25 protein-coding genes are annotated in these 26,680 nt (G+C 62.5%); 17 read left to right on the top strand and 8 right to left on the bottom strand.

The genetic code is table 11. The features are described from left to right. Positions 1–28: 28 nt before the first annotated feature. The 3 genes from ACN0S5_RS12205 to ACN0S5_RS12215 form a co-directional block, all read right to left on the bottom strand. Positions 29–901 (bottom strand): branched-chain amino acid ABC transporter permease, encoded by an 873-nt coding sequence (locus tag ACN0S5_RS12205; protein ID WP_417208564.1) that lies wholly within the window; start codon positions 899–901, stop codon positions 29–31. A gap of 23 nt (positions 902–924) precedes the next feature. Beyond that, the gene (locus ACN0S5_RS12210; RefSeq protein ID WP_417208565.1) at positions 925–2,103 is read right to left on the bottom strand and encodes an ABC transporter substrate-binding protein; all 1,179 of its coding nucleotides are present in this window, start codon (positions 2,101–2,103) and stop codon (positions 925–927) included. A gap of 161 nt (positions 2,104–2,264) precedes the next feature. Continuing rightward, on the bottom strand, positions 2,265–3,203 hold the full coding sequence (locus tag ACN0S5_RS12215; protein WP_417208626.1) for a LysR substrate-binding domain-containing protein: 939 nt from the start codon (positions 3,201–3,203) through the stop codon (positions 2,265–2,267). Between the two features lie 421 nt (positions 3,204–3,624). Between ACN0S5_RS12215 and ACN0S5_RS12220 the strand changes: the two genes are divergently transcribed. Continuing rightward, positions 3,625–3,972, top strand: coding sequence for a hypothetical protein (locus ACN0S5_RS12220; protein ID WP_417208566.1), 348 nt, complete (start codon positions 3,625–3,627; stop codon positions 3,970–3,972). Positions 3,973–4,202: 230 nt separating this feature from the next. Here ACN0S5_RS12220 and ACN0S5_RS12225 read toward each other — a convergent pair whose 3' ends face one another. Then, positions 4,203–4,769, bottom strand: a complete 567-nt coding sequence (locus tag ACN0S5_RS12225; RefSeq protein ID WP_417208567.1) for a cupin domain-containing protein — start codon at positions 4,767–4,769, stop codon at positions 4,203–4,205. A 147-nt stretch (positions 4,770–4,916) separates the two neighbouring features. Between ACN0S5_RS12225 and ACN0S5_RS12230 the strand changes: the two genes are divergently transcribed. From ACN0S5_RS12230 to ACN0S5_RS12240, 3 genes are all read left to right on the top strand, one after another. Continuing rightward, the gene (locus tag ACN0S5_RS12230) at positions 4,917–6,239 is read left to right on the top strand and encodes an aspartate aminotransferase family protein (protein ID WP_417208569.1); all 1,323 of its coding nucleotides are present in this window, start codon (positions 4,917–4,919) and stop codon (positions 6,237–6,239) included. Between the two features lie 119 nt (positions 6,240–6,358). Continuing rightward, positions 6,359–6,697, top strand: coding sequence for a RidA family protein (locus ACN0S5_RS12235; protein ID WP_417208570.1), 339 nt, complete (start codon positions 6,359–6,361; stop codon positions 6,695–6,697). A gap of 21 nt (positions 6,698–6,718) precedes the next feature. After that, positions 6,719–7,978 (top strand): D-amino acid dehydrogenase, encoded by a 1,260-nt coding sequence (locus tag ACN0S5_RS12240; protein WP_417208571.1) that lies wholly within the window; start codon positions 6,719–6,721, stop codon positions 7,976–7,978. Between the two features lie 13 nt (positions 7,979–7,991). On the opposite strand, the gene ACN0S5_RS12245 is transcribed toward ACN0S5_RS12240, so the two are convergent. Further along, a complete protein-coding gene (locus tag ACN0S5_RS12245; protein ID WP_417208572.1) occupies positions 7,992–8,723 on the bottom strand; it encodes a GntR family transcriptional regulator in 732 nt (243 codons plus the stop codon). Between the two features lie 126 nt (positions 8,724–8,849). Between ACN0S5_RS12245 and ACN0S5_RS12250 the strand changes: the two genes are divergently transcribed. The 12 genes from ACN0S5_RS12250 to ACN0S5_RS12305 all read left to right on the top strand — a co-directional run bounded on the left by ACN0S5_RS12250 (position 8,850) and on the right by ACN0S5_RS12305 (position 21,440). Next, a complete protein-coding gene (locus ACN0S5_RS12250) occupies positions 8,850–9,893 on the top strand; it encodes a transporter substrate-binding domain-containing protein (RefSeq protein WP_417208573.1) in 1,044 nt (347 codons plus the stop codon). Positions 9,894–9,985: 92 nt separating this feature from the next. Beyond that, on the top strand, positions 9,986–11,152 hold the full coding sequence (locus ACN0S5_RS12255; protein WP_417208574.1) for an amino acid ABC transporter permease: 1,167 nt from the start codon (positions 9,986–9,988) through the stop codon (positions 11,150–11,152). Positions 11,153–11,155: 3 nt separating this feature from the next. Next, on the top strand, positions 11,156–12,244 hold the full coding sequence (locus ACN0S5_RS12260; protein WP_417208575.1) for an amino acid ABC transporter permease: 1,089 nt from the start codon (positions 11,156–11,158) through the stop codon (positions 12,242–12,244). Between the two features lie 12 nt (positions 12,245–12,256). Beyond that, on the top strand, positions 12,257–12,997 hold the full coding sequence (locus ACN0S5_RS12265; RefSeq protein WP_417208577.1) for an amino acid ABC transporter ATP-binding protein: 741 nt from the start codon (positions 12,257–12,259) through the stop codon (positions 12,995–12,997). Then, positions 12,998–14,545 carry a choline-sulfatase gene (gene betC, locus ACN0S5_RS12270; protein WP_417208578.1) on the top strand — a complete coding sequence of 516 codons (1,548 nt, stop codon included), beginning with the start codon at positions 12,998–13,000 and terminating at the stop codon, positions 14,543–14,545. Next, positions 14,542–15,432: a dihydrodipicolinate synthase family protein gene (locus ACN0S5_RS12275; RefSeq protein ID WP_417208580.1), complete on the top strand. Its 891-nt coding sequence runs from the start codon at positions 14,542–14,544 to the stop codon at positions 15,430–15,432. Before betC ends, ACN0S5_RS12275 begins: the two co-directional genes overlap by 4 nt. A 45-nt stretch (positions 15,433–15,477) precedes the next feature. Then, positions 15,478–16,722 carry an NAD(P)/FAD-dependent oxidoreductase gene (locus ACN0S5_RS12280; protein ID WP_417208581.1) on the top strand — a complete coding sequence of 415 codons (1,245 nt, stop codon included), beginning with the start codon at positions 15,478–15,480 and terminating at the stop codon, positions 16,720–16,722. Positions 16,723–16,732: 10 nt separating this feature from the next. Further along, positions 16,733–17,434: an SDR family oxidoreductase gene (locus ACN0S5_RS12285; RefSeq protein WP_417208583.1), complete on the top strand. Its 702-nt coding sequence runs from the start codon at positions 16,733–16,735 to the stop codon at positions 17,432–17,434. A 9-nt stretch (positions 17,435–17,443) separates the two neighbouring features. After that, complete coding sequence (locus ACN0S5_RS12290; RefSeq protein WP_417208584.1) at positions 17,444–18,922, top strand: aldehyde dehydrogenase family protein; 1,479 nt, start codon at positions 17,444–17,446, stop codon at positions 18,920–18,922. A gap of 4 nt (positions 18,923–18,926) precedes the next feature. Next, positions 18,927–19,679 carry an SDR family NAD(P)-dependent oxidoreductase gene (locus tag ACN0S5_RS12295; protein WP_417208586.1) on the top strand — a complete coding sequence of 251 codons (753 nt, stop codon included), beginning with the start codon at positions 18,927–18,929 and terminating at the stop codon, positions 19,677–19,679. A gap of 3 nt (positions 19,680–19,682) precedes the next feature. Further along, positions 19,683–20,417 (top strand): SDR family NAD(P)-dependent oxidoreductase, encoded by a 735-nt coding sequence (locus tag ACN0S5_RS12300; protein WP_417208588.1) that lies wholly within the window; start codon positions 19,683–19,685, stop codon positions 20,415–20,417. A 9-nt stretch (positions 20,418–20,426) separates the two neighbouring features. Next, on the top strand, positions 20,427–21,440 hold the full coding sequence (locus tag ACN0S5_RS12305; protein WP_417208590.1) for a proline racemase family protein: 1,014 nt from the start codon (positions 20,427–20,429) through the stop codon (positions 21,438–21,440). Positions 21,441–21,592: 152 nt separating this feature from the next. Here ACN0S5_RS12305 and ACN0S5_RS12310 read toward each other — a convergent pair whose 3' ends face one another. Continuing rightward, on the bottom strand, positions 21,593–22,810 hold the full coding sequence (locus ACN0S5_RS12310; RefSeq protein ID WP_417208591.1) for a MalY/PatB family protein: 1,218 nt from the start codon (positions 22,808–22,810) through the stop codon (positions 21,593–21,595). A gap of 104 nt (positions 22,811–22,914) precedes the next feature. Between ACN0S5_RS12310 and ACN0S5_RS12315 the strand changes: the two genes are divergently transcribed. Beyond that, positions 22,915–23,838 carry a LysR family transcriptional regulator gene (locus ACN0S5_RS12315; RefSeq protein ID WP_417208592.1) on the top strand — a complete coding sequence of 308 codons (924 nt, stop codon included), beginning with the start codon at positions 22,915–22,917 and terminating at the stop codon, positions 23,836–23,838. 38 nt (positions 23,839–23,876) lie between these two features. On the opposite strand, the gene ACN0S5_RS12320 is transcribed toward ACN0S5_RS12315, so the two are convergent. Then, positions 23,877–26,213, bottom strand: coding sequence for a DEAD/DEAH box helicase family protein (locus tag ACN0S5_RS12320; RefSeq protein WP_417208593.1), 2,337 nt, complete (start codon positions 26,211–26,213; stop codon positions 23,877–23,879). Next, positions 26,210–26,650, bottom strand: coding sequence for a hypothetical protein (locus tag ACN0S5_RS12325; protein WP_417208594.1), 441 nt, complete (start codon positions 26,648–26,650; stop codon positions 26,210–26,212). Before ACN0S5_RS12325 ends, ACN0S5_RS12320 begins: the two co-directional genes overlap by 4 nt. Positions 26,651–26,680 lie beyond the last annotated feature (30 nt).

Genomic DNA, 26,680 nt, shown 5'->3' on the forward strand with positions numbered 1-26,680 from the left:
TGTCGGGTTGAAGTCGGTCGCGCCGGGATCAAAATCGTGCCTTGGCAGAGAACAGTCCGTGCGGCCGCCAAAGCAGCATGAGGATCAGGGTCACAAACCCGACGGAGTCGCGGTATTGCAGACCGAAATTCCCGGCGACAAAGCTTTCGGCGATGCCGAGGATCATCGCCGCAACAAGGGTGCCGCGCACGTTGCCCAACCCGCCCATGACGATGATCGGCAGCGTCTTGAAGGTGATGATCTCACCCATGCCGCCGTAAACAGAAACGTTGACCGGCGCGGTCAGGATGCCGGAAAAGGCGGCCAGCCCGGTGCCCAGAACAAAGGTCGACAGCACGACGGTGCGCACGTCGATCCCCACCACCGCGCAGGCTTCGACATTCTGCGACACCGCGCGCATCGCCTTGCCCATGCGGCTGAACGTCACCAGCAGTTCCAGCCCGACAAAGACCAGCACACAAAGGGCGATGATCAGCAAACGTTGCTGGGCAATGCCGATTTCGCCAAAGAACACCGGCTCGATATAGCCTGCCGAAAAGAACTTGTAGCTGCCGCCGAACACCAGAATCACGGTGTTCTGAAGGATAAGCGCAATGCCCAGCGTCGCCACGACGCTGGCCTCTTCGGGCACGCCGATCATGCGCTGCATGACCAGACGACCGATAACATAGGCAATGAACATCGTCGCAACCACGCCGATCACGACAGCCAGGGGATAGGGCAGGCCAAAGGCGCTGATTGCGAACCAACCGCCGAACGTGCCGAGCATGTAGTACTCGCCATGTGCGAAGTTGATGGCGCGCAGAACGCCGAAGATCATCGTCATGCCAACCGCGACGATCGCATAGACCGCCCCTGTCGATATGCCGTTGAGGACCTGTTCCAGTATGGTGGAAATCATAGCCTGCCCTATCCCGCTGGTGCTCAGTTGCCGGTGTAAGAGACGACGCCCGCCACCGCGCCAGTGATCACCGGCGCGCCCTGCCGGATCTCAAGCATCAGCATCGGCCGGATGGCCTGGTGATGGTCGTCAAAGGTGATCGTGCCCATCGGGCTCTGGAAATTGATCGTCTCAAGGGCCGCGATCACAGCGTCGGCCTCGGTGCTGTCAGCGGCGTCGATGGCGCTGGCCAGCAGATGCACGGTTTCCCAATGGCCATAGGCGTGGTTGTTGGGCTCTTCGCCATCGTATTTCTGCATGTAGGTGGCAACGAAGGCCTTCGATCCGTCGCTGTCATGCGCCGGCAACCATGCCGCCGCCTCGATGGCGGCCTCCATCGCTTTGGGTGCGGCGGCGATTGTCGCGGCGGCCGAGAACTCGCCATTGCCCAGCAGCGGCAGCTTGCCCGCGAGGCCGGTCTCGATCATCTGGCGTGCAATGATCGGCGTTGTGTCCGCCAGTCCATAGATCATGATGCTGTCGGCACCGGACTTGCGGATCTTGGTCAAAACCGAGCGGAAATCGACCTCACCCTCCTTGTAGTAGTCCTCGGTGACGATCTCGGCCCCCAATTCGGCGAGGTATTTCTTGGTATAGGCGATCGCGCCGCGTCCATAGTCGCTGTCCACCGACAGAACCGCGTATTTGGTCAGCCCTTTTCCGACCGCGTATTCCGCAACCGCCTTGGCGCGGATCTCATCGGTGGGATAATTGCGGAAGGAATGTTTAAAGCCGCCGACACCGGCCTTGTAGGTGATCTCGGGGTTCGATGAGGCGGCATTGACCAGCACAATGCCGGCATCTTCAACCAGTGGCTGCATCGCCAGTGTGACCGACGAACAGATATCGCCGATGATGAAATCGACCTTGTCCTGACTTATCAGGCGCTGCGTGGCCGACACCCCCTCGACCGGCGTGCAGACGCTGTCGGCAGGCACGATTTTCAGCAGGCGTCCGTCGATTCCGCCGGCGGCATTGATCTCATCCACCGCAAGCCGCGCCCCGCGCTGCGCAAAAGCGCCGTACCGCGCATTGGCGCCGGAGTTGGGCGAAATCAGTCCGATCAGAATGTCCTCGGCCTGGGCCAGGCTCGGAAGGGCCAGAACGGAACAAAGCGCAAGTGTACTGGCGCGCAGAAATGCGCGTTTCTTGAAACCGGTCATATCAGTATTCCCTATCGTTGAACCTGTGACCGGCTTCCGGCACCATCTGGCGCTGCGTGTCATGGGCCTGTCACATACCCTCACACTGCCGAAAGCCGCCGCCCGTTGCCCACAACAGAGACTGTCTGGGGCTATCGCATTTTGTGATGGGGGGGGCGTGGTCAGATCGCCGTCAGGCCCTCAGGTCCGGTTTCCAGCAATTCGGCCACAACCTTCAGCAACACCGCCTTGACCGCCAGCGCAGGCTCGCTCATGGGCATTGGATCTGGCGTGCATATCGACACCCGTGCCTCGATGGTGGGGCGGACAAGACGCCGGATCGGCGCGCTTTCAAGCCCGGCCGTGCCGCGCGCCACAGACATCGGCAAAATGCTGGACCCGATGCCCGCCTCGACCGCCGCCGCAAGGGCCCCGACGGAATCGATTTCCGCCACCACGTTGGGCTCTATCCGCACGCGCCCAAAGGCCTGATCGATCAGCTTGCGCAAGAAGTGATCCCGCCCCGGCAAAACCAGTCGGACATTCGCCAGTTTCTGCAACTCGACCGGCGTGTCGGGCTCGCCGATCTGCGGATGATCTTCCGGCGTCACAAGAAACAACTCTTCGGAAAACAAAGGTGTCAGTTGCGTGCCCTTGATCGGCTGACTGGCATAGATCATCGCCATGTCCATGCGTCCGCTCATGACCAGTTCCGACAGGATCTGGCCAAAACTGTCGTTGATATAAAGCGTGATCCCCGGATGCAGACGCTGCACCTCCTGAATGATCGGCAACGACAGAACCGAGGTGGTCGAATAGGTGGCCAGCCCGACAGAGACATGCCCCGCGAGATCCGAAGAGGCCCGTCCCACGTCATAGGACACCTGCTCCAGATGCTTGAGAATGAAATGCGCGTGCCGGTACAGCACCAGCCCGGCCTGCGTCGGGGACACCCCACTGTTGGACCGGATCAGCAATTGCTCGCCAAAATACTGCTCCAGCGCCGCCAGCTGCTGACTGAGCGCCGGTTGCGCGGTGTTCAAAAGTCCCGCGGCACGCGAGATGCTGCCCGCGTCCACGATCTTGACGAAGCTTTGCAACTTACGGAAATCGACGTTCATAGCGCTCACGTGATCAGGGCTTCCGCGTTTGGCCAGTTGGCTGCGCGGTTCGGGGATACGCCAAGGTAGCGCATCACCGTCGTGCAAGGCCATAACAAGATTGCCGGAGCCGGTTGCAACCTGTTCCCGACCGTCGCGTCGGCCAACAGGCCCGCACTCCGCGGATGAAGCGGCAGCGCGCGTTTACGGATGTTTCCGGACATGCGCAGGGTCGCACATTATCCGGCCCGGCACCCCGTTCAATTGGCGCTGGGGTCATTTGAATAAACTATCGCGGCTCCACAGCGGACCCCGACCGGCAGGCGCGCCATAGCCCGGCAATGGCCGCATAGGAAAAACTTATGGGGATCAATCCTTTATTGACCACGGTGCTGCCTTCCTCTTTCTGTATGGCGGCACCACATTGAAAAGGAATATACTCATGGGCGACCGGATCGAATGGAGCCGTCAGGAAGATGTTGAGCAAATCTGGCTGAAGGAAGGTATCGAATATACCCATCGCCTGATAACAAATGCCAATCAGGGGTCCTCTTTCTCTTTCCATATCACCACTTTCAAGGCCGGTTTTGAACATACCGCGGTCGGTGACGGAATTCACGAAAGCGTTCTGTTCTGCCTGCACGGTGGCTCTGAACAGGTCACGCCCGACGGTCGCAAACACTCTTTCCGGCCCGGCGACGCGATGTATCTGCCAAAAGATTTCACCTATGAGCATAAGATTGGCAGCGGCGGTCTTGTCATGGCGGTGGCGTGCAATCCCTCCCGCTAACCGACTCTCGGCGCAATCGGTGACTGACGGGCTTTGCCAGCGCCGATTTGCGCTCCGACCTGCGCCGTTTCGCGCACCCCGGATATCCGGACGGAAGCAGCGGGCATTCAGGAACCGTGCCGAAACAGCCCGACGCTTATTCGGGAAACCGGGCAAGAAGGATAAACCGGCCTGAACCGAGGTATGGCCGATCCAATGAATGTCTCTGAATCAAATCGCCACTTTGCAGATCAGAACGTTGCCGGGGTACAACTGCTGACCACTTCGCAAACCTGCGGTCCGGGATTGTGAAACCGGTGCGGCGTTGAACTGCTGAAATAATAGCCGTCGCCACGTTCCAGCACATATGTCTGGTCACCGACGGTCACCTCCAAACGTCCGGAAATCACGATCGCACATTCCTCGCCGTCGTGTGACAGGGCACGGCGGCCCGAACCGCTCCCCGGCTGATAGAATTCGTGCAGCATCTGAAGGTGGCGGTTTGGCCGCGCGGCGGCCAACAACAGGTATTTCAATCCCGGCGCGCCGATGTCGACATGTTCCTCCTTGCGGAACACCGGCGATTCCGCCGCCATCATTTCAAAGCTGAAAAAGGTGGCAAGATCCATCGGGATACCGTCGAGGATCTTCTTCAGGACCGAAACCGAGGGCTGGGTCGCCATCGATTCAATCTGGCTGATCGTGCCGCTGCCGACACCCGTGCGCCGTGCAAGTTCCCGCTGCGACAGGCCGTGGGCCTGACGCACGACTCGGAGACGGCGGGCGACAAGAGAGTCGTGAGGAGTGGTCTGGCTCATGGGGCGATTTTCCGCTTTCGATCCAAAGCGTTTAGCGTGAAATCATCTTCTTTTCAACAGCCTGAGATGCGGCCACAAATCAGGATTGATCGAAATTCAAAGCGCGGCGACAACCTCGGCCTGAAACTTCCGCGAAGGGAAACGCCGATGAACCGCCCCGCCACGCCAAACGATTTCTCGCGCTTCTGGATGCCGTTCTCGGCAAACCGCGCATTCGCAACGGACCCGCGCATGATCACCGGCGCGGACGGCATGTACTACACCAGCGGCGACGGACGTCAGATCATGGACGCGACAGCGGGGCTGTGGTGCGTCAACGCAGGTCACAATGACCCGCTGATCGTGGAAGCGGTGCAGCGGCAGATTGCAACGCTCGACTATGCGCCGCATTTCAACTTTGGCACACCGCAGGCATTCGAACTGGCCTCCCAGGTTGCGGCACTGTTTCCCGAGGGACTGGAACATGTCTTTTTCACCAATTCCGGATCGGAGTCCGTCGATACCGCGCTGAAGATCGCGCTGCACCACCACCGGATGCGCGGCGATGGCGCGCGGACACGGCTGATCGGGCGCGAACGGGGGTATCACGGCACCGGGTTTGGTGGCATTTCCGTTGGCGGTATCGTCAACAACCGCAAACATTTCGGGACGCTGCTGACCGGGGTCGATCATCTGCGCCACACCCACGACCTTGGACGCAACGCCTTTTCGCGCGGATGCCCCGAGCATGGGGCGGAATTGGCCGATGACCTGATCCACATCGCCGAATTGCACGATCCGTCGACCATCGCGGCGGTTATCGTCGAACCCATGGCCGGTTCGACCGGCGTGCTTATGCCGCCCATCGGCTATCTCAAACGTCTGCGCGACATCTGTGATCGCTATGGAATCCTGCTGATCTTTGACGAGGTCATCACCGCCTACGGACGCCTTGGCGCGGCCAGCGCGGCCGAATACTTTGACGTCAAACCGGATATCATCACCACAGCCAAAGGGCTGACCAACGGTGTCATTCCCATGGGCGCCGTGATTGTGAGCGCGGATATCTATCAATCCGCAATGGAAACGGCGACCGCCCCGATCGAGCTGTTCCACGGCTACACCTACTCTGCGCACCCGATGGCCGTTGCCGCCGCTTTGGCGACGCTGGAAACCTATCGCCGGAATGACATGTTTGCCCGCGCGGCCAGCCTTGCGCCGCACTGGGAAGAGGCGGTTCACAGCCTCAGGGGCCTGCCCAACGTGATCGACCTGCGCAATCTCGGGCTTGTGGCCGGCATCGAACTGGCACCGCGCCCCGGAGCGCCGGGCGCCCGTGGGACCGAAGCGATGAAGATGGCCTGGGACGACGGCCTGATGATCCGCGTGACGGGGGACATTATTGCCCTGTCGCCGCCGTTCATCATCAGTAAAGACGAAATCCAGACCCTGTTCGGCAAATTGGCTGCTATCCTGCGCCGGCTGACCTGATTGTCCCGAACGGGATCGCGTGTCAGGAAACGCACCGCAAGGTGATCCCGCGCGTCCGGCCCGATCCGGGCGCGCCCGCTGTTTGACCAAATTGCCAAAACAACATCGAGGAAGACCAGATGATCGAACGAATAGACACCGGCACCCGGATGAGCCGCATCGTCAAGCACAACGGAGTCGCCTATTTGTGCGGTCAGGTCGGCGATGGCGCAACCGTGGCCGAACAGACGCGCGACTGCCTGTCCCGCGTCGAGGCTTTGCTGGACAAGGCCGGGTCTTCGCGCGACCGTATGCTTCAGGTGGTGATCTGGCTGGCGGACATGAAAGATTTCGCCGCGATGAACGAGGTCTGGGACGCTTGGGTGCCTGAGGGGCAGGCCCCGGCCCGTGCCTGTGGCGAAGCCCGCCTCGCGCGGCCAGAACTGAAGGTCGAAATCATCGTTACCGCCGCCTGCTGAAACCTGACGGAGAGTGCAGCCATGAAAGTGATCGTGATGGGGGCGGGCGTGATCGGTGTCACGACCGCCTATTATCTGGCAAAAGGCGGGGCCGAGGTCACCGTGCTGGACCGGCAGTCCGGACCGGGGCTTGAGACCAGCTATGCCAACGCGGGCGAACTTTCCTATGGCATGACCTCGCCCTGGGCGGCGCCGGGCGTTCCGGTGAAGGCGCTGAAATGGCTGTTCATGAAACGCCGCCCCCTGTTCATCTGGCCGTTGATCAGCCCGACCATGTGGGGCTGGGGGTTGCAGATGCTGCGCAACTGCAACGAGGACAGCTATCGCATCAACAAAAGCCGGATGGTGCGCATCTCCAACTATTCGCGTGATGTGATGCCCGATCTGATCGCCGAGACCGGGATCGAATACGACGGGCGCGCGCAGGGAACGCTGCAATTGTTCCGGACCGCCAAGCAGCTGAAATCCTCAAAGGCCGATCAGGACATCCTTGCGGAATACGATTCACCGTTCGAGGTGCTGGACCGTGACGGCTGTATCGCCGCAGAGCCCGCGCTGGCCTCGGTGCGCGAAAAGTTCGTGGGCGGCCTGCAACTGACCGCCGACCGGACCGGCGATTGCCGGATGTTCACCATGGCCCTCGCGGAAAAATGCGCCGAGATGGGCGTGGAATTCCAGTACGGCCAATCGATCCGGGGCATTGCCGTCGAGAACGGCCAAGTGGCCGGGGTCGAGACCGAAATGGCCGGCAGGATCACTGGCGACAGATATGTCTGCGCCTTGGGCAGCTATGGCCCGCGCCTGCTGAACCCGATTGGCGTTCGGCTGCCGGTGTATCCGGTCAAAGGGTACTCGGTCACCCTGCCGGTGACCGAAGACGCGCAGGCACCGCAATCGACGATCATGGACGAGACGCACAAGGTGGCCATCACCCGGCTAGGGGACCGGATTCGCGTGGCGGGCACGGCGGAAATCGCCGGTTATTCGAACCGGCTGGGCCCGCACGCAACAGATACCGTGCGCCATGTCATCAACGACCTGTTTCCCGACGGCGGAGACCTGAGCAAGGCCGAAGGCTGGACCGGGTTGCGTCCGATGACCCCGGACGGGACGCCGGTCCTTGGCGCGTCGCGCTATGACAACCTGTTCCTGAACACCGGACACGGAACGCTGGGCTGGACGATGGCCTGCGGGTCGGGACGGGCCGTTGCCGATGTCGTCCTTGACCGCGCTCCGGAAATCCCGCTCGACGGTCTGACCGCCCAGCGCTACGGGACCTGACAGCCGCGCCGGATCAGGCGCTTATGGACAGTGTGGACAGGTCGAAATCAAAGTCGTCGCTGTATTTTGCGCTCAGGAATTCCACGAACCGGGCGTGGAACTGGCGGGTGTGTGCATGCGCAAGGCGGTCCGCAAGGTCCACGTCTTTCACCCGGATCGCTTCGATCATTTCCAGATGTTCTGACCCCAGCAGGCTGTCGCCGCTGGACGCCCTGACATAGTCGAAATGCATGTGCAGCATACGCCGCCCCTCGTCCAGCAATTGACCGTAGGATCGCGCGAGGTATGGGTTCTTGCCCGCATGGGCGATTGCCATGTGGAAATCACGGTTGGTCGCTGACATTGCCAGATAATCATTGGCGGCGCAGGCCCGGTCGAACGCCCGCGCCTCACGTGTCATCAGCGCAATTTCCGGCTCTGTCCGGTTTTGCGCCGCAAGCCGCGTATTGATCCGTTGCAGGAAATCCAAGGCTTCGACGTAGCGGGGGAACACCGCCAGATTGATCGGCGCCACAAGGGTCGACCGGTTCGACAGCATATCGACCAACCCCTCGGCCGAGAGCCGGACAAGCGCCTCGCGCACTGGCGACCGGGACATGGCGAATCGCTCTGACAAGCTGGTTTCATCGAGCGGCGTGCCGGGTTCGAGCACAAGGGAAAGGATCTCCCGCTTCAGCGCCTCATAGACAAATCGCGACCCGCGTCCCTTGGCATGCTTCACCGTATCAGTTTGTTTTTTAACCATTTCATCACCTCCGAGGCAAAGCATGATTCCCATATGCCCCAACCTTGCTCCAAACAACACTATTGACGTGTCGTCATTATGTCGACAAGTATTCTGCACACATAGTGTCGACACAGGGAGAAGATAATGACACTCTTTTCGAAACTTGCATTGACGACAACCGCGCTTGTCGCGTCGGCGTCGCTGGCTCAGGCGCAGGTTGCCGACAACAGCCGCCTGAAGACCGTTCTGGAGCGCGGAACACTGATGTGCTCGGGCCACAACGGGTCGTTCCTCGGCTTTGCCGAAGTCGACGACACGGGCAACTGGAAGGGTGTCGACATTGACCTTTGTCGCGCGTTGTCGGCGGGGATGTTCGGCACCTCCGAGGGGCACCTGGAAATTGTTCCGATCTCCTGGGCACAGCGTTGGCCCGCCCTGCAATCCGGCGACATCGATGTCGTCATCAAGGTGTCCGGCTGGACGCAAAGCCGCGATACGGAACTGAACCTCGCCTATTCGACGCCGTATTTCATCGGCGCGTTTCAGGCCATGACACGCACCGAACTTGGCGCGACCACGCTGGCTGATCTGGACGGCGGCTCGATCTGTGTTGGCGCGGGCACCTCGACAGAGCGTGCGACCGCGACCTATCTACAGGCGCACGACATCGACGCCGAATTGCTGACCTTCGAAAACGGCGACGAGTTGCGCAATGCCTATTACGATGGCCGCTGTGACGCGATTGTCGAATGGGCCCCCAGCCTTGCCGCCGGTCGTGTCGACGCGCCCGATGGGGCCGACAACCACACCATCCTGCCCGACGTGATTGCCCTAGAGGCCGAAGGCATCATTGTCCCCGAAGGCGATGCGGACTGGCTGGACGTTCAGAACTGGATGTTGTCCTCGCTGTGGTTCGCGGAGTTGGAAGGGATCACCTCGGACAACGTCGATGACATCAAGGCCAATCCGCCGACCGAAACCGTCGCCAAGTTTCTGGGCGTCACGCCCGGATACGGCGACCGCCTCGGCCTGTCCAACGACTGGGCCTACAACATGATCAAGGAAGTCGGCAACTTCTCCGAGATCTATGAGCGGAACCTCGGCTCGAAATCGCCTTACAAGCTCGATCGCGGCATCAACGCGCTCTATAACGCTGGCGGCGTTTTCTACCCCTTCATCATCGACTGATGACCCTGTCGGCCCGGTTTCCGGACCGGGACCGGGCCGACCACCCCACAACACAAATGGCCATCCAGTTTGCCGCTCGGGAGGAGTAGACCATGACTGCGATCCTAAAGAACCGACGTGTCCGTGACGGTGCCCTTCAATCCGCCTTCGTCGGGTCCATCGTGCTGATGATTGTCGTCTTTGTCATGACCGCGCGCGCCAACCTCGAAACGCAGGGAATGACCTCGGGGTTCGGGTTCCTGGAGCGCTCGACCGGGTGGCGCATCAACTTTTCACTGATCGAGTACAGCACCTCGTCGCCCTATTGGAAGGCGATCCTCGTCGGCCTCCTGAACTCGCTGTTCCTTGGTGCCATTGCCCTGCCTCTCGCCACGGTGATCGGCATCACGGTCGGGGTCATGCGCACCTCGGGCAACGGCATGGCCGAACTCATGGGCACATCCTTTGTCGAGCTGTTTCGCAATGTGCCGCTGATCCTCCAGCTGCTCTTTTGGTACACTCTGCTGCTCGCCCTGCCGTCGCCGCGTGACGCCGAACCGCTTGTTGGCGGGATCGCCCTGACCGGGCGCGGCATTTATGTGCCCGGCCTGAACGTCTCTGGCGGGTCGGCCCTTGCCATGGTCCTGATCCTGCTGGCCGCCTGTGGCCTGTCTCTCCGGTTGAAGGCAAAGCGCTGGCCGGACCTGCCCCTCAGACAATCGCGACACGAGCGGCTGGCGCTCTGGGCGCTGGCGCTTGGTCTCTCGGTCGTTGTGCTCTGGCTCGGACGCCTCCCCGAGACCTCGCTGTTCAGCATTCCCCGGCAAAAGGGGCTGAACTACCGCGACGGCATCCGCATCTCGCCGGAACTGATGGCCTGCGTCCTTGCCATCTCGATCTATGGTGCCAGCTATATCGCCGAGATCGTGCGCGCCGGCTTCAACGCCGTGCCGACCGGACAGAGCGAGGCGGGACATGCGCTTGGCCTGACCAACTGGCAGATCTTCAGCCGCATCCGCCTGCCCCTTGCCATCCGCATCGTCATGCCGACGCTGATCAACCAGTATGTCTGGCTGTTCAAGGCCACGACCATCGGCATCGCCATCAGCTTTACCGACTTCTTCATGATCATCTCAACCTCGATCAACCAGAGCGGTCAAACGCTGGAACTCATCGCGATCCTGATGGGGGGCTTCCTGATCATCAACTACACAATGGCCTGGGTGCTGAACCGCGTGAATGACGTGATCAAGCTCCGTGGCACCCAATTGAGGATCTGAGCCATGTCGCACCCTGTGATCCCCGCCGCATTGCCCCGACAGACCATGGTCACCCGGCTCCGCGCCCGTTATTTCGCCACGCCCCGTGATACGGTTGTCACGCTTGTCTTCGCCGCATTCGCAGCCTGGGTGCTGTGGGCGCTGATCGACTGGGCCCTGCTGAAAGCCACCTTTGCCCCAAACGCCAGGGACATCTGCCGTGAGAACCCGGAGGGTGGCGCCTGCTGGTCGGTCGTCAGCACGCGGTGGCGGATCGTGCTCTTTGGTCTCTACCCGTTCGAACAACAGTGGCGCTCTGGCGTTGCCTGCATCGTGATGGTTGTCGTGGCGGTCCTGTCCTGCGTGCCGTGGTTCTGGTCGGCGCGCCGCCTGCCGCCGCTCTGGATTGCCGGCTTTGGCATCTTCTACGTGCTGATGCGCGGCGGTTATTTCGGACTGTCCGACGTCTCCGAGCAGAACTGGGGCGGGTTGTCCCTGACAATCTTCATCTTTGCCGCCGTTTGCCTGCTGGGGATGCCGCTCGCCATCATTTTTGCGCTGTTGCGCCGCTCCAACCTGCCCTGGATTGCCCGCACCATGGCGCTGGTGATCGATGCGATCCGCTCGCTGCCGCTGTTGTCGATCATGTTCACCTTCGCCATCGTGATGCCCTTTGTCCTGCCGGATTGGGCAATCGGGGATAAGCTATATCGGGTGATCGTCGGCTACGCGCTGTTCTTTGCCTGCTATCAGGCCGAGATCATCCGCGGCGGCATGCAGGCCTTGCCCGGCGGACAGGAAGAAGCCGCCAAGGCACTGGGGCTGAACTACTGGCACCGCATCGGCTACATCATCCTGCCACAGGCCTTCCGCAATGCCCTGCCGCCGACGATCAATCAGTTTGTCATCACCTTCAAGGAAACCTCTCTGGTCACGATCATCGGTTTCTTTGACGTGATGGCCTCCGGCCGGGCCGCCTCGGGCACCGCCGACTGGAACTTTGCCACCATCGAAATGTACGTCTTTGTCGGCCTGATCTTCTTCGTCTTTGTCTTCTCGTTGTCGCGCTACGGCGCCTATCTCGAACGCCGTCTTGGCGTCGGCCGCCGCTAAGGGAGCACACCCATGACCGAACCAGCCATACACATCGCGAACATGAACAAGTTCTACGGCGCGTTTCACGCGTTGAAGAACATCAACCTCGACGTCGCCACAGGTGAAAAGGTGGTGATCTGCGGGCCGTCCGGCTCTGGCAAATCCACATTGATCCGCTGCATCAATCGCCTTGAAGAGCATCATTCAGGCGACATTGAGGTGATGGGCACACGGCTGGACGACAACGTCGATCACATCGACGAAATCCGCCGCGACGCGGGGATGGTGTTCCAGAACTTCAACCTCTTTCCGCATATGACCGTGCTGGAAAACTGCACGCTCGCCCCGGTGCTGGCGCGCAAGATCGGTCGCACCGAGGCGGAAAAGACCGCCATGCGTTATCTCGAACGGGTCAAGATCCCCGAACAGGCGCACAAGTACCCCGGCGAACTTTCCGGCGGCCAGCAACAACGCGTCGCCATCGCCCGCGCCCTGTGCATGGCCCCCGAGATCATGCTTTTTGACGAGCCGACCTCGGCGCTGGACCCGGAAATGATCTCGGAGGTGCTTGACGTCATGGTGGGCCTCGCGCGCGACGGCATGACCATGGTCTGCGTCACCCATGAAATGGGGTTTGCCCGGCAGGTCGCCGACCGGGTGATCTTTATGGCCGCAGGAGAGATCATCGAACAGGGCCCGCCCGATCAGTTCTTTGACAATCCGCAGAACGAACGGACCAAAACCTTTCTCAGCCAGATCGTTGGACATTGAATGATGGAAAAGCCGAACATCCTCCTTTTCATGGTCGATCAACTGACGTCCTTCGTGCTCAGCGCCTATGGCGGCAAAGTCTGCAAGACCCCGCACATCGACGCGCTGGCTGCGCGCGGGACAGTGTTCGAAAACGCATGGTGCAACTATCCGCTCTGCGCGCCCTCACGCTTTGGGATGATGTCGGGCCGGTTGCCGTCCCGTGTCGGCGCCTATGACAACGGCGCCGAATTCACCGCAGCGACGCCGACCTTTGCGCATTACCTGCGCGCGCAGGGGTATTACACCTGCATCTCCGGCAAGATGCATTTTGTCGGCCCCGACCAGTTCCACGGCTTCGAAGAGCGCCTGACCACGGAAATCTACCCCGCCGATATGTCGTGGACCCCCGAACCCAGCTTCGGAAACCTGGCCGAAGACGATGAGCGCGCCTATGAATTCGGCGTTTCCACCATCGACACGGTGCGCGATGCCGGACCGGTCGCCCGGTCGATGCAGATCGACTACGACGAGGATGTGATTCATCATGCCATCCGGGAACTCTATTCCCGCGCACGCGGCGAGGATGCCCGGCCGTTCCTGATGACCGTGTCCCTGACCCATCCGCACGACCCTTATGTCACCACCCGCGCCTATTGGGACCGCTATTCAGATCCGGACATCGACGCGCCGCGCGTGCCGCATGTCCCGGTCGAAGACCGCGACCCGCACAGCAGGTCGCTTTATTATCACTACGGTCAGGACAAATGCACCCTGAGCGACGCAGATTACCGCAACGCCCGGCACGGCTATTACGCCATGATTTCCTATGTCGATGACCTTTTCGGGCGGCTGATGACCGCCCTTCAGGACAGCGGTTACGGTCAGAACACGGTGGTGCTTTTTGCCTCTGACCATGGTGACATGATTGGCGAACGCGGGATGTGGTTCAAGAAAACCCTCTACAACCCGGCGATACAGGTGCCGCTGATCGTGGCGCATCCCGACTGCGCCCCGGCCCGCGTTTCCGCGCCCGCAAGTCTTGTCGACATATTCCCGACACTGTGCGACATCGCGGCGATCCCCGTGGAAACCATCAAGACCCCTCTCGACGGCCGCAGCCTGTTGCCCGCATTGCGCGGCGAGGCGCTGCGCGGTCCGGTCTTTGCCGAACACATCGACGGCGGCACCGCCGCGCCGCGGGTCTGCGTGCGGGACGGCTCCAAAAAGCTGGTCATGTCGCGGGCCTACCCCCCGCAGTTGTTCGACCTTGATGCCGACCCTCTGGAACTGACCAATCTCGCGGGCACGGGTGATCCGGACGAAACCCGCCTGACGGATCTGGCCGAGCGGACATGGTCGCTCGACACCCTGCCCGGTGAGGTCGTCGCCAGCCAGACCGCGCGCAAGATCGTCGACAAGGCGCTTTCGACCGGGCGCGAGGAAATCTGGGATTTCACACCCCGACCGCTGCGACAGAACACCAACTACGTGCGCCGGGGCGATGCCTTCCCCACCGTCGAACGGCGCGGATACCTGCCCTACAAGGATGAAAGGAAAGCCAAATGAGCTTTAACGTCAAACTGTCCGGCGTGATGCCGGCGCTTGTCACGCCCTTCGATGCCGACAACAGGATCGACTTCGACGCCTTCGGCCAACTGCTGACGCACTTCCGCGAGGCGGGGGTGACCGGCTGGGTGCCGAACGGGTCCACCGGAGAGTATTTCAGCCAGACCACCGAAGAGCGCCGCGCGGTCCTGCAATTCGTCAAGGATTTTGCCAACGAGGACGAAATCCTGATCGCGGGCACCAATGCACCCGCCACCCGCGAGGTGATCGAGCAAACGGCCCTGGCCAAGGACATTGGCTATGACAACGTGCTGCTGGCACCGCCGTTCTACACCCGGCCCACACAGGACGAGTTGATCACACACTATGAGACCGTGCTGGCAGAGGTCGACGTGAACCTTGTGCTGTACAGCTACCCGGCCAAGGACGGTGCGGACATCTCCTTTGAACTGATGGACCATTTCGCGGACAACCCGCGCGTCATCGGCATCAAGGAAAGTTCGGGCGTGCTGCAACGCGCCATCGACATCGCCTCGCGGTACGAAGGCAAGATCCAGCTTGTCTCGGGCTCGGACGACATCGCGCTCGATTTCATGATCTGGGGGGCGGACTGCTGGATTTGCGGCCCTTCGAACTGCATGGCCAAGGCGTGCTGTGATCTCGACCGGCTCTACAAGGCGGGCGATTTGGCGGCGGCCAAGGAGTTGATGAAAACGCTCTATCGCGCCATGAACATCCTCGAGTCCGGCAAGTTCGTGCAGAAGATCAAGTACGGCGCAGAGCTACAGGGCATGCCGGTGGGCGCATGCCGCGCACCGCTTGGACCCTTGACCGACGCCGAAATGGCCGACTTCAAGGCCGCAATGGCCCCCATCCTTGCAATGTAACCCGTGCGGGGGGCCCAATGCCCTCCGACTGACAGGACAACGGACGTGTCAAACCCGAAACCCACTCTTGTGATCGGCGCCGGCGTGATTGGCGCGGCCATTGCCCTTGACCTGCAACGGCGCGGTCGTCAGGTCATCCTGATCGACCGCGCAGCGCCGGGCCGGGGCGCGTCCTTTGGCAACATGGCGTCCATAGCCGTGACAGAGTTCATGCCCGCCTCGCGCCCCTCGGTCTGGCGGCACATTCCCGGCTGGCTGATCGACCCCGAGGGCCCGATCTGTGTCCGTCCCGCCCATATGCCGCGACTGGTGCCGTGGTTCTGGCGCTTCCTTCTGGCGTCGCGCCCGGCAAAGCTGCGCGCGCTCGAGGCACAAGGTGCCGCGCTTTGTTCCCGCGCGCTTGCCGATACCCAGCAAATGCTGCGCGACATAGACCTGTCGGAGGATCTTTCCGACACCGGCTGCCTGTCTCTTTATGCCAATGATGCCGAGTTCAGGGCCGACGCCGAACGTATTGACGTGCTGGACCGCTTTGGCTTTGCCTATGACGTGCTGGACCGGAACCAACTGCATGATCTTGAGCCCCAGATTGACAGCACCATCACCAAGGCGCTGCGCCTGCCCGACAACCGCACGGTGCGCGATCCCCTGCGGATCGTGACGCGGCTGGTGGACCGGTTCGAGGCACTGGGCGGTCGGGTCGAAGGTGGCGAGGTCTCCGGCTTTGAACGCTCCGGCCACATCACGGCGGTGCGGCTCAGCGATGGGCGCGTCCTGCCCTGCGCCGAGGCCGTCTTGGCCGCAGGCGCATTCACCGCAAAACTGGCAAAGCAACTTGATGAGCCGATCCCGCTGGAGACCGAACGCGGGTATCACACGCAGGTCATGGACCCCGGCGTGACCCTGCGCCATTCGATCATCTGGCCCGCCAAGGCCTTCATGGTGTCGCCCACTGCGGGCGGCATCCGTATCGGCGGCACGGTAGAGATGGCGGGGCTGGAGACACCGCCGGACTGGCGGCGCGCGAAAATCACGGTCCGACGCGCGCGTGAGGCGCTGCCGAACCTGCGTTTGAACGACACCTCCGAATGGATGGGCCACCGACCGGCGATGGCCGATACCGTGCCGGTCATATCCGCCAGCGCAAAGACACCCGGCGTCTATTACGCCACGGGGCACGGCCACCTTGGCCTGACCTATGCCGCGACGACGGCGAAACTCATGGGGCAGTTGATCGCGGGCGAACGCCCCGAGCTCGACCTGCACCCTTACCGTATCGACAGGTTCTGAGGAGAGGTTCATGACTGAAAGGGTATGCCTGATCATTGGCGGCGGGCGCGGCATGGGGGCCGCCACGGCGCGCGAAATGCACAGCAGGGGATACAAGCTGGCGCTGATGTCCCCGTCGCAATCCTGTGAAACCCTTGCCGCCGCGTTGGGCGGGGTGGCCAGCCGGGGCCGCGCCGAAAACGCCGAGGACACGCAGGCCGTCTTTGACCTGGCCATGAAAACCTATGGTCGCATCGACGCCTGCCTGATCCATGTCGGCGGCCCGCCCAAAGGCGACCTGCTGGAAATCTCCGAAGACGACTGGGACCGCGCCAACGACATGGTTCTGAAGCCTGTCATCCGGACGGCAAAGGTGCTGACACCCGTCATGGAGGCGCAGGGCGGCGGTGCCATCGTCAATATCACCACCTTTTCCGCCTTCGAACCCTCGCTGACCTTTCCGACCTCATCGGTCTACCGCGTCGGCGTTTCGTCGTTCACAAAGCTGTACTCAGACCGTTACGGCCCTGCGAACATCCGCATGAACTGCCTTTTGCCGGGCTTCACCGACAGTCTCGATCTGCCGCAGAAATTCGCCGACATGAGCGCGCTGGGACGCCTTGCACGGGCCGAGGAGCAGGCCAAAGTCGCGGCGTTCCTGCTGACGGACGACTCCAGCTACATCACCGGACAATCCCTGCGCGTCGACGGCGGCGTGACACGGCACATGTAAGGAAGACCCATGAAACACCGGCTTTTCATTAACGGCGACTATGTGGACGCGGCCACCGGCGAAATGTTTGACGTGGTCGATCCATCGAACAACAACGTGGTGCACAGGGTTGCGCGGGGCGGGGCCAAGGACATAGACGCCGCCGTCAAGGCCGCGCGCGCGGCCTTTGACACCGGCCCATGGCCGCGCATGACCGGGGTGCAGCGCGCCGAGGTGCTGCGGCGGATGGGCGACGAGATAGCGGCGCGCACCGATGCGCTGGCCCGTATGGAGGTTCTGGACAACGGCAAACCCCTGCCCGAGGCCGTCTGGGACATCGAGGACACGGCAGCCGTCTTTCACTTTTACGCTGACCTCGCAGAACGGCTGGACACCGAAGCCGAGGAAACCGTCGATCTAGGGATGGACGGTTTTACCTCGAAAGCGGTCAAGGAACCCGTGGGGGTCGCCGGGGCGATCATTCCGTGGAATTTCCCGATGCTCATGGCCTCCTGGAAGGTTGCCCCCGCCTTGGCGGCGGGCTGCACGATTGTTCTGAAACCGTCCGAAGTTACCCCTCTGACAGCCTTGGAGCTTGGTGAGATCGCCAACAAGGCCGGTCTGCCCGCAGGGGCCCTGAACATCGTGACGGGCTTTGGTGCCGAAGCGGGCCAACCGCTGACCGAACACCCGCTGGTGGACAAGCTGGCCTTTACCGGGTCGGTGCCGACCGGCTCGCGGATCATGGCCACGGCGGCAAAGGATGTAAAAACCCTCTCGCTGGAACTGGGCGGCAAATCCCCTCTGGTGGTCTTTGCCGACACCCCGATCGACGAGGCCGTCGAATGGATATTGTTCGGCATCTTCTGGAATCAGGGCGAAGTCTGCTCCGCGACCTCGCGGGTTCTGATCGAAGCGCCGATCTACGACGCGGTGATGGCGCGGCTGGTAGTGGAAACGAGAAAGATCAAGATCGGCCACGGGCTGGAAGAGGGCGTGCTGCTTGGCCCGCTGGTCAACAAAGCGCAGCACGAGAAAGTGCTGGCCGCGATCCAGACAGGGCGCGACGCGGGGGCCCGCGTCGTCGTCGGCGGTGGCGTTCCGGACGGCTTGGAACATGGCTGCTATGTCGAACCCACGATCCTTGCCGATGCTCCGCTCGACAGTTGGGTCTGGACCGAGGAAATCTTTGGACCTGTTGTCTGCGTTCGTCCGTTTACCACCGAGGCAGAGGCCGTCGACTTGGCCAACCGCTCTGACTACGGTCTCGCGGCGGCGGTGATGTCAGCCGATACCGCGCGGGCCGAACGTGTTGCCCGTGCCTTCCGCGCCGGGATTGTCTGGATCAACTGCTCGCAACCGACATTCACACAAGCCCCGTGGGGCGGCTACAAGAAATCGGGGATCGGCCGTGAACTGGGCGTCTGGGGCCTCAACAACTACCTGGAAACAAAGCAAATCACGACTTGGGACCGCTCCAAACCCTGGGGCTGGTATATTAAGGGCTAGAACGATGCGGCTAAAGCGGCAAACCGTCCTTCTCACCGGGGCGACAGGAGCCATCGGGCAGGCAATAGCGCGGGAACTGGCCAGTGACGGGGCCCGCGTCGTATTGCAGTTCCGAAGCGACGCCTCAAAGGCAGGGGCGCTGGCCAAAGAGCTTGGCCATGGGGCGATGGCCCTGCCCGCCGACCTGTCCGATCCCGCCTCACCGACCGCGCTCTGGCAGGCCGCCGAGGACGCGGCGGGGCGGATCGACACGCTGATCAACAACGCCGGTATTCTGACACCGTCCTCGGTGGACCAGTCGCTGGAGGACTGGCACCGCGTCTGGCATGGCGATCTTCAGGTCAACCTGATGGCCGCAGCGGATCTCTGCCGCGCCGCTGTCCGGCATTTCCTTGGCCGGGGCGGCGGCAGAATCGTCAATATCGCGTCCCGTGCGGCGCAGGGCGGCTATCGGGCCGAGGCCATGTCCTACGGCGCAACAAAGGCCGCATTGGTGAACCTGACGCAGAGCATCGCGCGCGGCTTTGGCCCCTCTGGCGTGACGGCTGTCGCCATTGCGCCCGGCTGGGTCAAGACCGAGATGTCGGATGCCTATGTCCGAGAGCACGGCGCGGCGGCGGCGCTGTCGGGTATCCCTGTCGGGCGCATGGCCACGCCCGAGGAAATAGCCGAGCTTGTGGCCTTTGTCCTGCGGCCATCGCAAACCTCGCTCTCGGGCGCGGTGCTGGATGTCAACGGCGCAAGTCAGATGAGGTAACCCATGCAACGTTTCCAAGGAAAGACAGCCATCGTGACCGGCGGCGCCGGCGGGATCGGCGAGGCGATCTGTCGTCGCCTTGCGTCCGAGGGCGCATTGGTGCGCATTCTGGACACCGCAAAGGCGGCGGGCGACGCGCTTGCGGCCGAGATCGGCGGCACCGCGCATGATGTCGACCTGACCGATCCGCAGGCCATACATGCCTTTGTGGACCAGATCGCCGGGGATGGCATCGACATACTGTGCAACAATGCGGGCCTGATGCGGCGCGGGCCGCTGATGGAATTGACGCCCGCAGACTGGCGCCTGTCCTTTGCGGTCAATATCGACGCGCTGTTCCACATGTGTCAGGCGGTCGTTCCGGTCATGCAACGGCAGGGCGGCGGTGCCATCGTCAACACCGCCTCGCAATGGGGGCTGCACCCCGCGCCGGACCATCTGGCCTACAACACGACCAAGGCGGCGGTCGTCGCCTTTACCAAAAACCTCGCGCGCGACTACGCGCCGGACAAGATCCGCGTGAATGGTATAGCCCCCGGAGAGGTGCGCACCCCGATGCTGGAATCGAACCTTGCCCGCTCTGGCCGCAGCATCGAAGACCTGAACCGGCTTGTCCCGTACGGACGGATTGGCGAGGCGGCGGAGATTGCGGCCCTCGTGGCTTTTCTGGCCTCGGACGAGGCCGGGTATCTATGCGGTTCGGTGGTGGAAATCACCGGCGCACAGGCCGTGGCATAGGAGGCCATCATGCACTGGACCCGGACCCTTCAAACCGTTGATGTGCACTGCGCCGGTGAAATTGGCCGGGTTGTGACCGGCGGCGTTCTGGACATCCCCGGCGCAACCATGGCCGAAAAGCTCGATCACCTGAACAGGGTCGACGACAGCCTGCGCCGGTTCCTATGCTCTGAGCCGCGCTCTGGCCCGGCCGGGTCGTTTTGCCTGCTGACCCCCGCCTGCGATCCGGCGGCGGACGTCGGGCTGATCATCCTGCAACCGGATCAGGCGCATGCCATGTCAGGGTCAAACGCCATGTGCGCCACTACCGCCCTGCTGGAAACCGGCATGATCCCGATGGCCGCGCCGGAAACCGTCGTGACGTTCGACACCGCCGCCGGGCTGGTGCGCGCCACCGCGACGTGCGCGGGCGGCAAGGTCACGCGGGTGGCGCTGGACATGCCGCCGTCTTTCCTTGCGAAAACCGGCTCGGTCGAGACTGCCGACCACGGTTCTGTCGGCTATGACCTCTGCTTTGGCGGGGTGTTCTACGCGCTGGTGGATGTGGCTCAGGTCGGTCTGACCATCGCGCCGGAAAACGCGCGCGATCTGGCGACCATCGGTGTCGCCCTGCGCAATCGGATCGCGGAACAGGAGACGGCGCCGCATCCGTCGATCCCCGCCCTGAACGGACTGGCCTACGTGATGTTTCGCGACACCGATCCCGATGGCGCGCTGCGCACCTGCACAACCCTGCGACCGGGGCGCGCGGACAGGTCGCCATGCGGCACCGGATCGAATGCCAGCATGGCCGCGCGCCACGCCACCGGACACGCCACGCCCGGTGACGTGATCACCTCTCGCTCGATCATCGGGGGCGAGTTCACCACAGAGTTTCTGGGCCTGACCAAGGTCGGCCCCTATACCGCCACACGCAACCGTGTATCCGGGCAATGCTGGATCTACGGCATGTCCCAGATCGGCCTTGATCCCACCGACCCTTTCCCGCAGGGCTTTACGCTGTCCGACACATGGGGTGGCTGACGCCGCCCAGTCCGACACGCCCAGTCCGACGCGCCCCATTCGCCAGAGCACCGAACAATACAAGCTTGCCGAATATCGTGGTGGCCTTGCGGACCTCGGGCACCGGGCCTGCAATGTGGCGCGCGGTCCCTCCATGACGTGACAGGTTGCGGTCACGCGGCTTGCCTGCGCCCGTCCACGGCACGCCCGAGCCGCCGGACAGCCTCGTCGATGGTGGCACGCGGGCAGCCAAGGTTCACCCGCATGTAGCCGCGCCCCTCCGCGCCGAATTTCTGCCCCTTGTCCAACCAGAGCCGAGCCTCGGTCAACATGAACCGGTTGAGCGTATCCGCATCCAGACCCAGCGACCGGCAATCCATCCAGCCAAGGTACAGCGAGTCCGCAGGCAGAACGCGCAGCCCGGCACCCATATCCGCGACAGCCGTGGCGAAATGAAGATGGTTTGCCCGCACATAGGCAATCAACTCATCCAGCCATGCCGCGCAGTGTGTATAGGCCGCTTCGGCCGCAACCATGCCCATGACGTTCACCAGCGGGAACATGTTGCGGTCGTATTGCCGTTTGAACGCATCGCGCAGGCGTGGGTTCGGGATGAACAGGTTCGCGCTTTGCAGGCCCGGCAGGTTGAAGGTCTTGGACGGAGCCGTACAGGTGATTGAATTCTGCGCGAAATCGTGGCTCAGGCTTGCAAAGGGAATGTGCCGACGGGCGGCGTTCATGACCAGATCCTGATGAATCTCATCCGCGATGACAAGGATGCCGTGCCGGGCGCAGATCTCGCCCATCGCGCGCAGTTCATCCTCGGTCCAGACATTGCCGGTGGGGTTGTGCGGGTGCGACAGGATGAAGATCTTGGTATTCGGGCGGATCGCCGCCTCGAACACTTTCTCGTCAAAGCAATAGCCGTCCTCGGTCCGCGTGAGCGGCGCATTGACCGGGGACCGACCGTTCAACAGCACGTCATCGCGGAAATGGCCATAGACTGGCGGTTGCATCAGGATGCTGTCGCCGGGGGCCGAAAACCCCTGCACAATGGTCTTGATCGCGGTGGTGACGCCGCTGGTCTGCACAACCCAGTCCGGCGCGACCTCCCACCCGAAACGGCTTTGCTGCCAACCCGTGACCGCCGCGACATAGGATTTGCTGGCCCCGGCCGGATAACCGAAGACACCGTTTTCCGCCGCCCTGACAAGCGCGTCACGCACCGGTTTCGGGGCGCGGAAATCCATGTCCGCCACCCACATCGGCAGCGGATCGGCGGCGGCCTCTTGGGGTGCCAGCAGCATCCGCGCCCCGTCCCATTTCATAGAATTGGTGGCCCGGCGGTCGATGACTTCGTCGAACCGGGATCTCTTGGCGGCGGCGGTCATGGCGGGCTCCGTTTTCAGGGTTTGGATCGGCTGGCCCGGAAATAGCAAAGACATCCCATGAGCAGAAATGGTATGAAATCATCGACCCATGCAGGATATTCATAATGATCGACCGCCAGCACCTGACCATCATCCGCGAAGTCAACCGTACCGGCAGCGTCACCGCGGCGGCGGACCGGATGAACCTCAGCCAGTCGGCGGTCAGCCACGCCATTGCCAAGCTTGAAGACCGCCATCAAGTCAAGGTCTGGCGCAAGAAGGGGCGCAGTCTGGAACTCACGCAGGCTGGCGCGTATCTGCGCGACCTCGCCGAGCGCATGGTGCCGGAACTTGAACATGCCGAACGCGTGCTTGCCGACATTGCGCGCGGACGGCGCGGCGCCATGCGCATCGGGATGGAGTGTCATCCTTGCCAAAAATGGCTCATGCGCGTGACCGCGCCCTATCTGGCCGCATGGCCCGACGTCGATCTGGAGGTGCGCACCGCGTTCCGCTTTGACGGGATCGCGGCGTTGCAGGCCCATGAAATCGACGTGCTGGTCACACCGGACCCGGTGAAACTGCCTGACCTCCATTTCACGCCGGTTTTCGATCAGGAACTCTTGCTGGCGGTCCACACCGGCCATCGGCTAGCCGGGCGAAAGTTCATCGTGCCGGAGGATCTGATGGGCGAAGACCTGCTGACCGTTCCGGTCACGCCGGACCGGCTGGATATCTATTCCCGGTTTCTGGTCCCTGCGGACTGTCGCCCCGCGCGCCAGATCGGGGTCGAAAGCACCGACCTGATGCTGCAACTGGTCGCCGCCGCGCGGGGCGTCAGCGTATTGCCAGACTGGCTGATCCGCGAAGACGCAACCGGCATGCCGATCACCACAATCCGCGTCGGGCCGCAGGGATTGCACAAGAGTATCACTCTTGGCGTGCGTCTTGACGATGCGCAGACGGATTACATCGACGGGCTGTTCCAGATCGCCAAACGGGTCCATCCGATCCCGACCCCCTCTGAACAGCGGATTGTTTCGGAGTAGCGATTGCGCCAGCCCTGTTGCGACTGCGGCTGCTCAGGTTAATGCCACCGGGTTCGGCTCTGGGTTTCCCGGCCAGAACTGCTCAATCTGGCGGCCTGCAATACGCCCCGGCCCGCAACGGTGCGCGTATAGACCAAGGTGCCACGGCCAATGTAGGCCCGCCAGTTCCGCCAGAAAACGGTGGCGCGGTCTTTGTGTGACCCAAACCGATCCGGCACCGCGAAATACTGAAAACTCTTGTGCAGCAGTCCGGAGTGGACCGAAATCACGTAGCGGGGGCCGTCAACCGGGTTGAATATCTGTTGAAAGACCTCGTGAAAGATCGCTTCGTCCAGCTTGCATGTCGCGGTGATCCCAACCTGCCACGCGGTCCCGTCCCACGTGACAATCGGGGCCAGATCGCGGGTCACGGGCGGCAGGTCGCCAAGCTCTGACAGGCTGGCGATTGTCATCCTGGCGATGCGGTCGACCACCCTGCGGGTCTGCGACACCGAAGGCGCGCGGCCAAATTCCACCGCAAGACGCCCCCAAAAGGACATCGCGGGCACCGGCAGGGACTGCAACCTGTGCCGCAAGGGCAGGATGGTGTGTGTTCTCAGGTGTGCCGCCAGACCGTTCTGCGTGACCAAGGCGGCCTGCCATTCGGCGGCCAGCGTGGCGCAGGTCCGCGCGCGGGTCTTGGCCAGTGTGTTCTGGCCCACGACGTCCTCTGCCAGATCGAAATCCGAATGGATCGCCCCCTCATCCCGGTCCAGCCGGACAAAACACGCGAACCGGCTGCGCAGACGGTCAACGTCTTCGCCTTCGGCCCGCTGGTGCGGCACCACGGCCATATGCCAGATATGCGAGGTCTTTTCAGGCTGTTCGGAAAAGCTGCGCAGCGCCCTGCCCCGCAACTGATTGACCGCCACAAAGCTTTTCAACCCGGTGCCTAGGACAAGCGCATTGAGCGCAGGCGCATCCCAGCCCTGCCCCAGAAAGGACTGGGTGCCAATGATGATCTCGACCGCGCCCGCAGAGAACGCCCGGTTTGCCCGGTCCACAGCGGTGACATGCTGCGCCCCGTCGACAAGGGCGTAGCCAGCCGCCCCCGGCACCTCTTGCCCGTCCAACCCCTCTGACACATCCTTTGGCAGGATCGCGAACTGCCCGGTGAGAACCGCCATCCGGGTAGGGCCGACCCTGTCCAACAGGTGCCGGAACACCCCCAGAGTGTTGAACTCTGGCGGCGCGTCGGGCAGGCGCAGGTTTGTCTTGCCGATCCGGTCCAGCAGGATCGCCATGCGCAGCGCGTCGCCCTTGGCCGCGCGTTCGGTGGCGTAGATCTCCGGCATCGCGTCCAGCTTGGCCTGATCGTTCTTGAGCAGACGCAGGCGGTCGGCAAAGGCGGGCGGCGGCAGGGTCAGCGTGTCATTGCGCAGCGCGCCCGCCCGCTTTAGCCGGGCCAACAGGCCGGGCGGCAAGTGCTCTTGCGGGAACGCGCGGAACAGCGTCAGCAGCCACTCCCAATCCAGCGCCGGCCAATCCGCATCGTTCACCTGCAAGACGCGCTTGGCATAGGGCGGAACCGGGCAGCCGTTGTGGCGCAGATAAACCAGCATCGCGCTGAACCGCACCGGGTTTTCCAGAATGGCATGAACATGCAACCCGGTCTCAACGATCCACGGATCGGCGCGCAGGCGGTCGATCAGCGTGGCGTCCCTTGCCAGATTGTCAAACAGCGCGCGCTCGGTCTCCAGATTGTCCTGATAGACCTGCCCGTTGGCGGCAGGTGCCAGATAGACAAGATCCTGATGCGGGCACAGATCCCCGCTGCGCACCAGTTCGGGCACCGAAATCTCTGCATCCACGGGGCCGCACAGCGCCGTGTAATTCCCCCATTCAGAGGCAGTGACGTCATAGGGCGGCGTCGCGGTCAGCGACAGCGTCATACAGGCGTTGCCTTCTGCCAGCCGCGTCAGGGTCCGCCACCACGAACGGCGCAGGTGATGCGCCTCATCCAGACAAAGCAGGTCAAACGGCGGCAATTGTTTTGTCCGGCTGGTGTGGATGTTCTGATAGGTGCTGACCCGAACCGGCGCATCCGACATGATGTCCGTGTCGATCCAGTCGGGAACCGCGCCGCCCAGATAGTCATGCACCAACCGTGCGATCCATTGGTCACGCACCAGCAGGCTGGGGGCAAGGATCAGCGTCCTGCGCCCCAGACGCCGGATGATCTCCAGCCCCAGCACGGTCTTTCCCGCACCCGGAGCGGCCACGAAATGCAGCTTCTCATCGCTCAGGTGGTCATCCATCTCGGCCAGCAGCCGGGCCTGATAGCTGCGCCACGGATGGCAAAACGACATGGTCGAGAAATCAGCCCGCCGGGTCACGACCCGTGCCTGTCCAGTTGCTGTTCCATCGTCTCCATAGAGGCTTGGAGATCGCCGTATTGCTGCGAAAGACAGCTTTGCTCTGCGGCCCGGATCAGGGCCAGATAGGACTGAAACTCTTCCAGCGCGCGGTGATCCGGCGTTTCCAACGGGTGCGACGCGGCCAGTCTGGCCCATCTGGTGCACAGCTCTGACATCTTCGGAATGAAGAAAAAGATGAGCTTTCTCAGAGGGGTGATCTGCGCGGGGTCCGCCTTGATCCGGTTGCGCAGGTCAGAGGTGGCCCCGGCCAGCCGCCAGAACAGTTGCGACTGCGGCGGGCCACAGGTCTCGGCGGCGCTGCGGAATGCCTCTGCCGCCGTGTCGATACGGTTCAGGGCCTGCGCCAGTCTGCTTTGCTTTGGCTTGGCAAAGACCGATTTAAGGAACCGAAACACACCACATCCTGTCATTGCCCCCAACGCGCG

This window comes from Antarctobacter sp., from assembly GCF_048262615.1.
Classification (GTDB): domain Bacteria; phylum Pseudomonadota; class Alphaproteobacteria; order Rhodobacterales; family Rhodobacteraceae; genus Antarctobacter.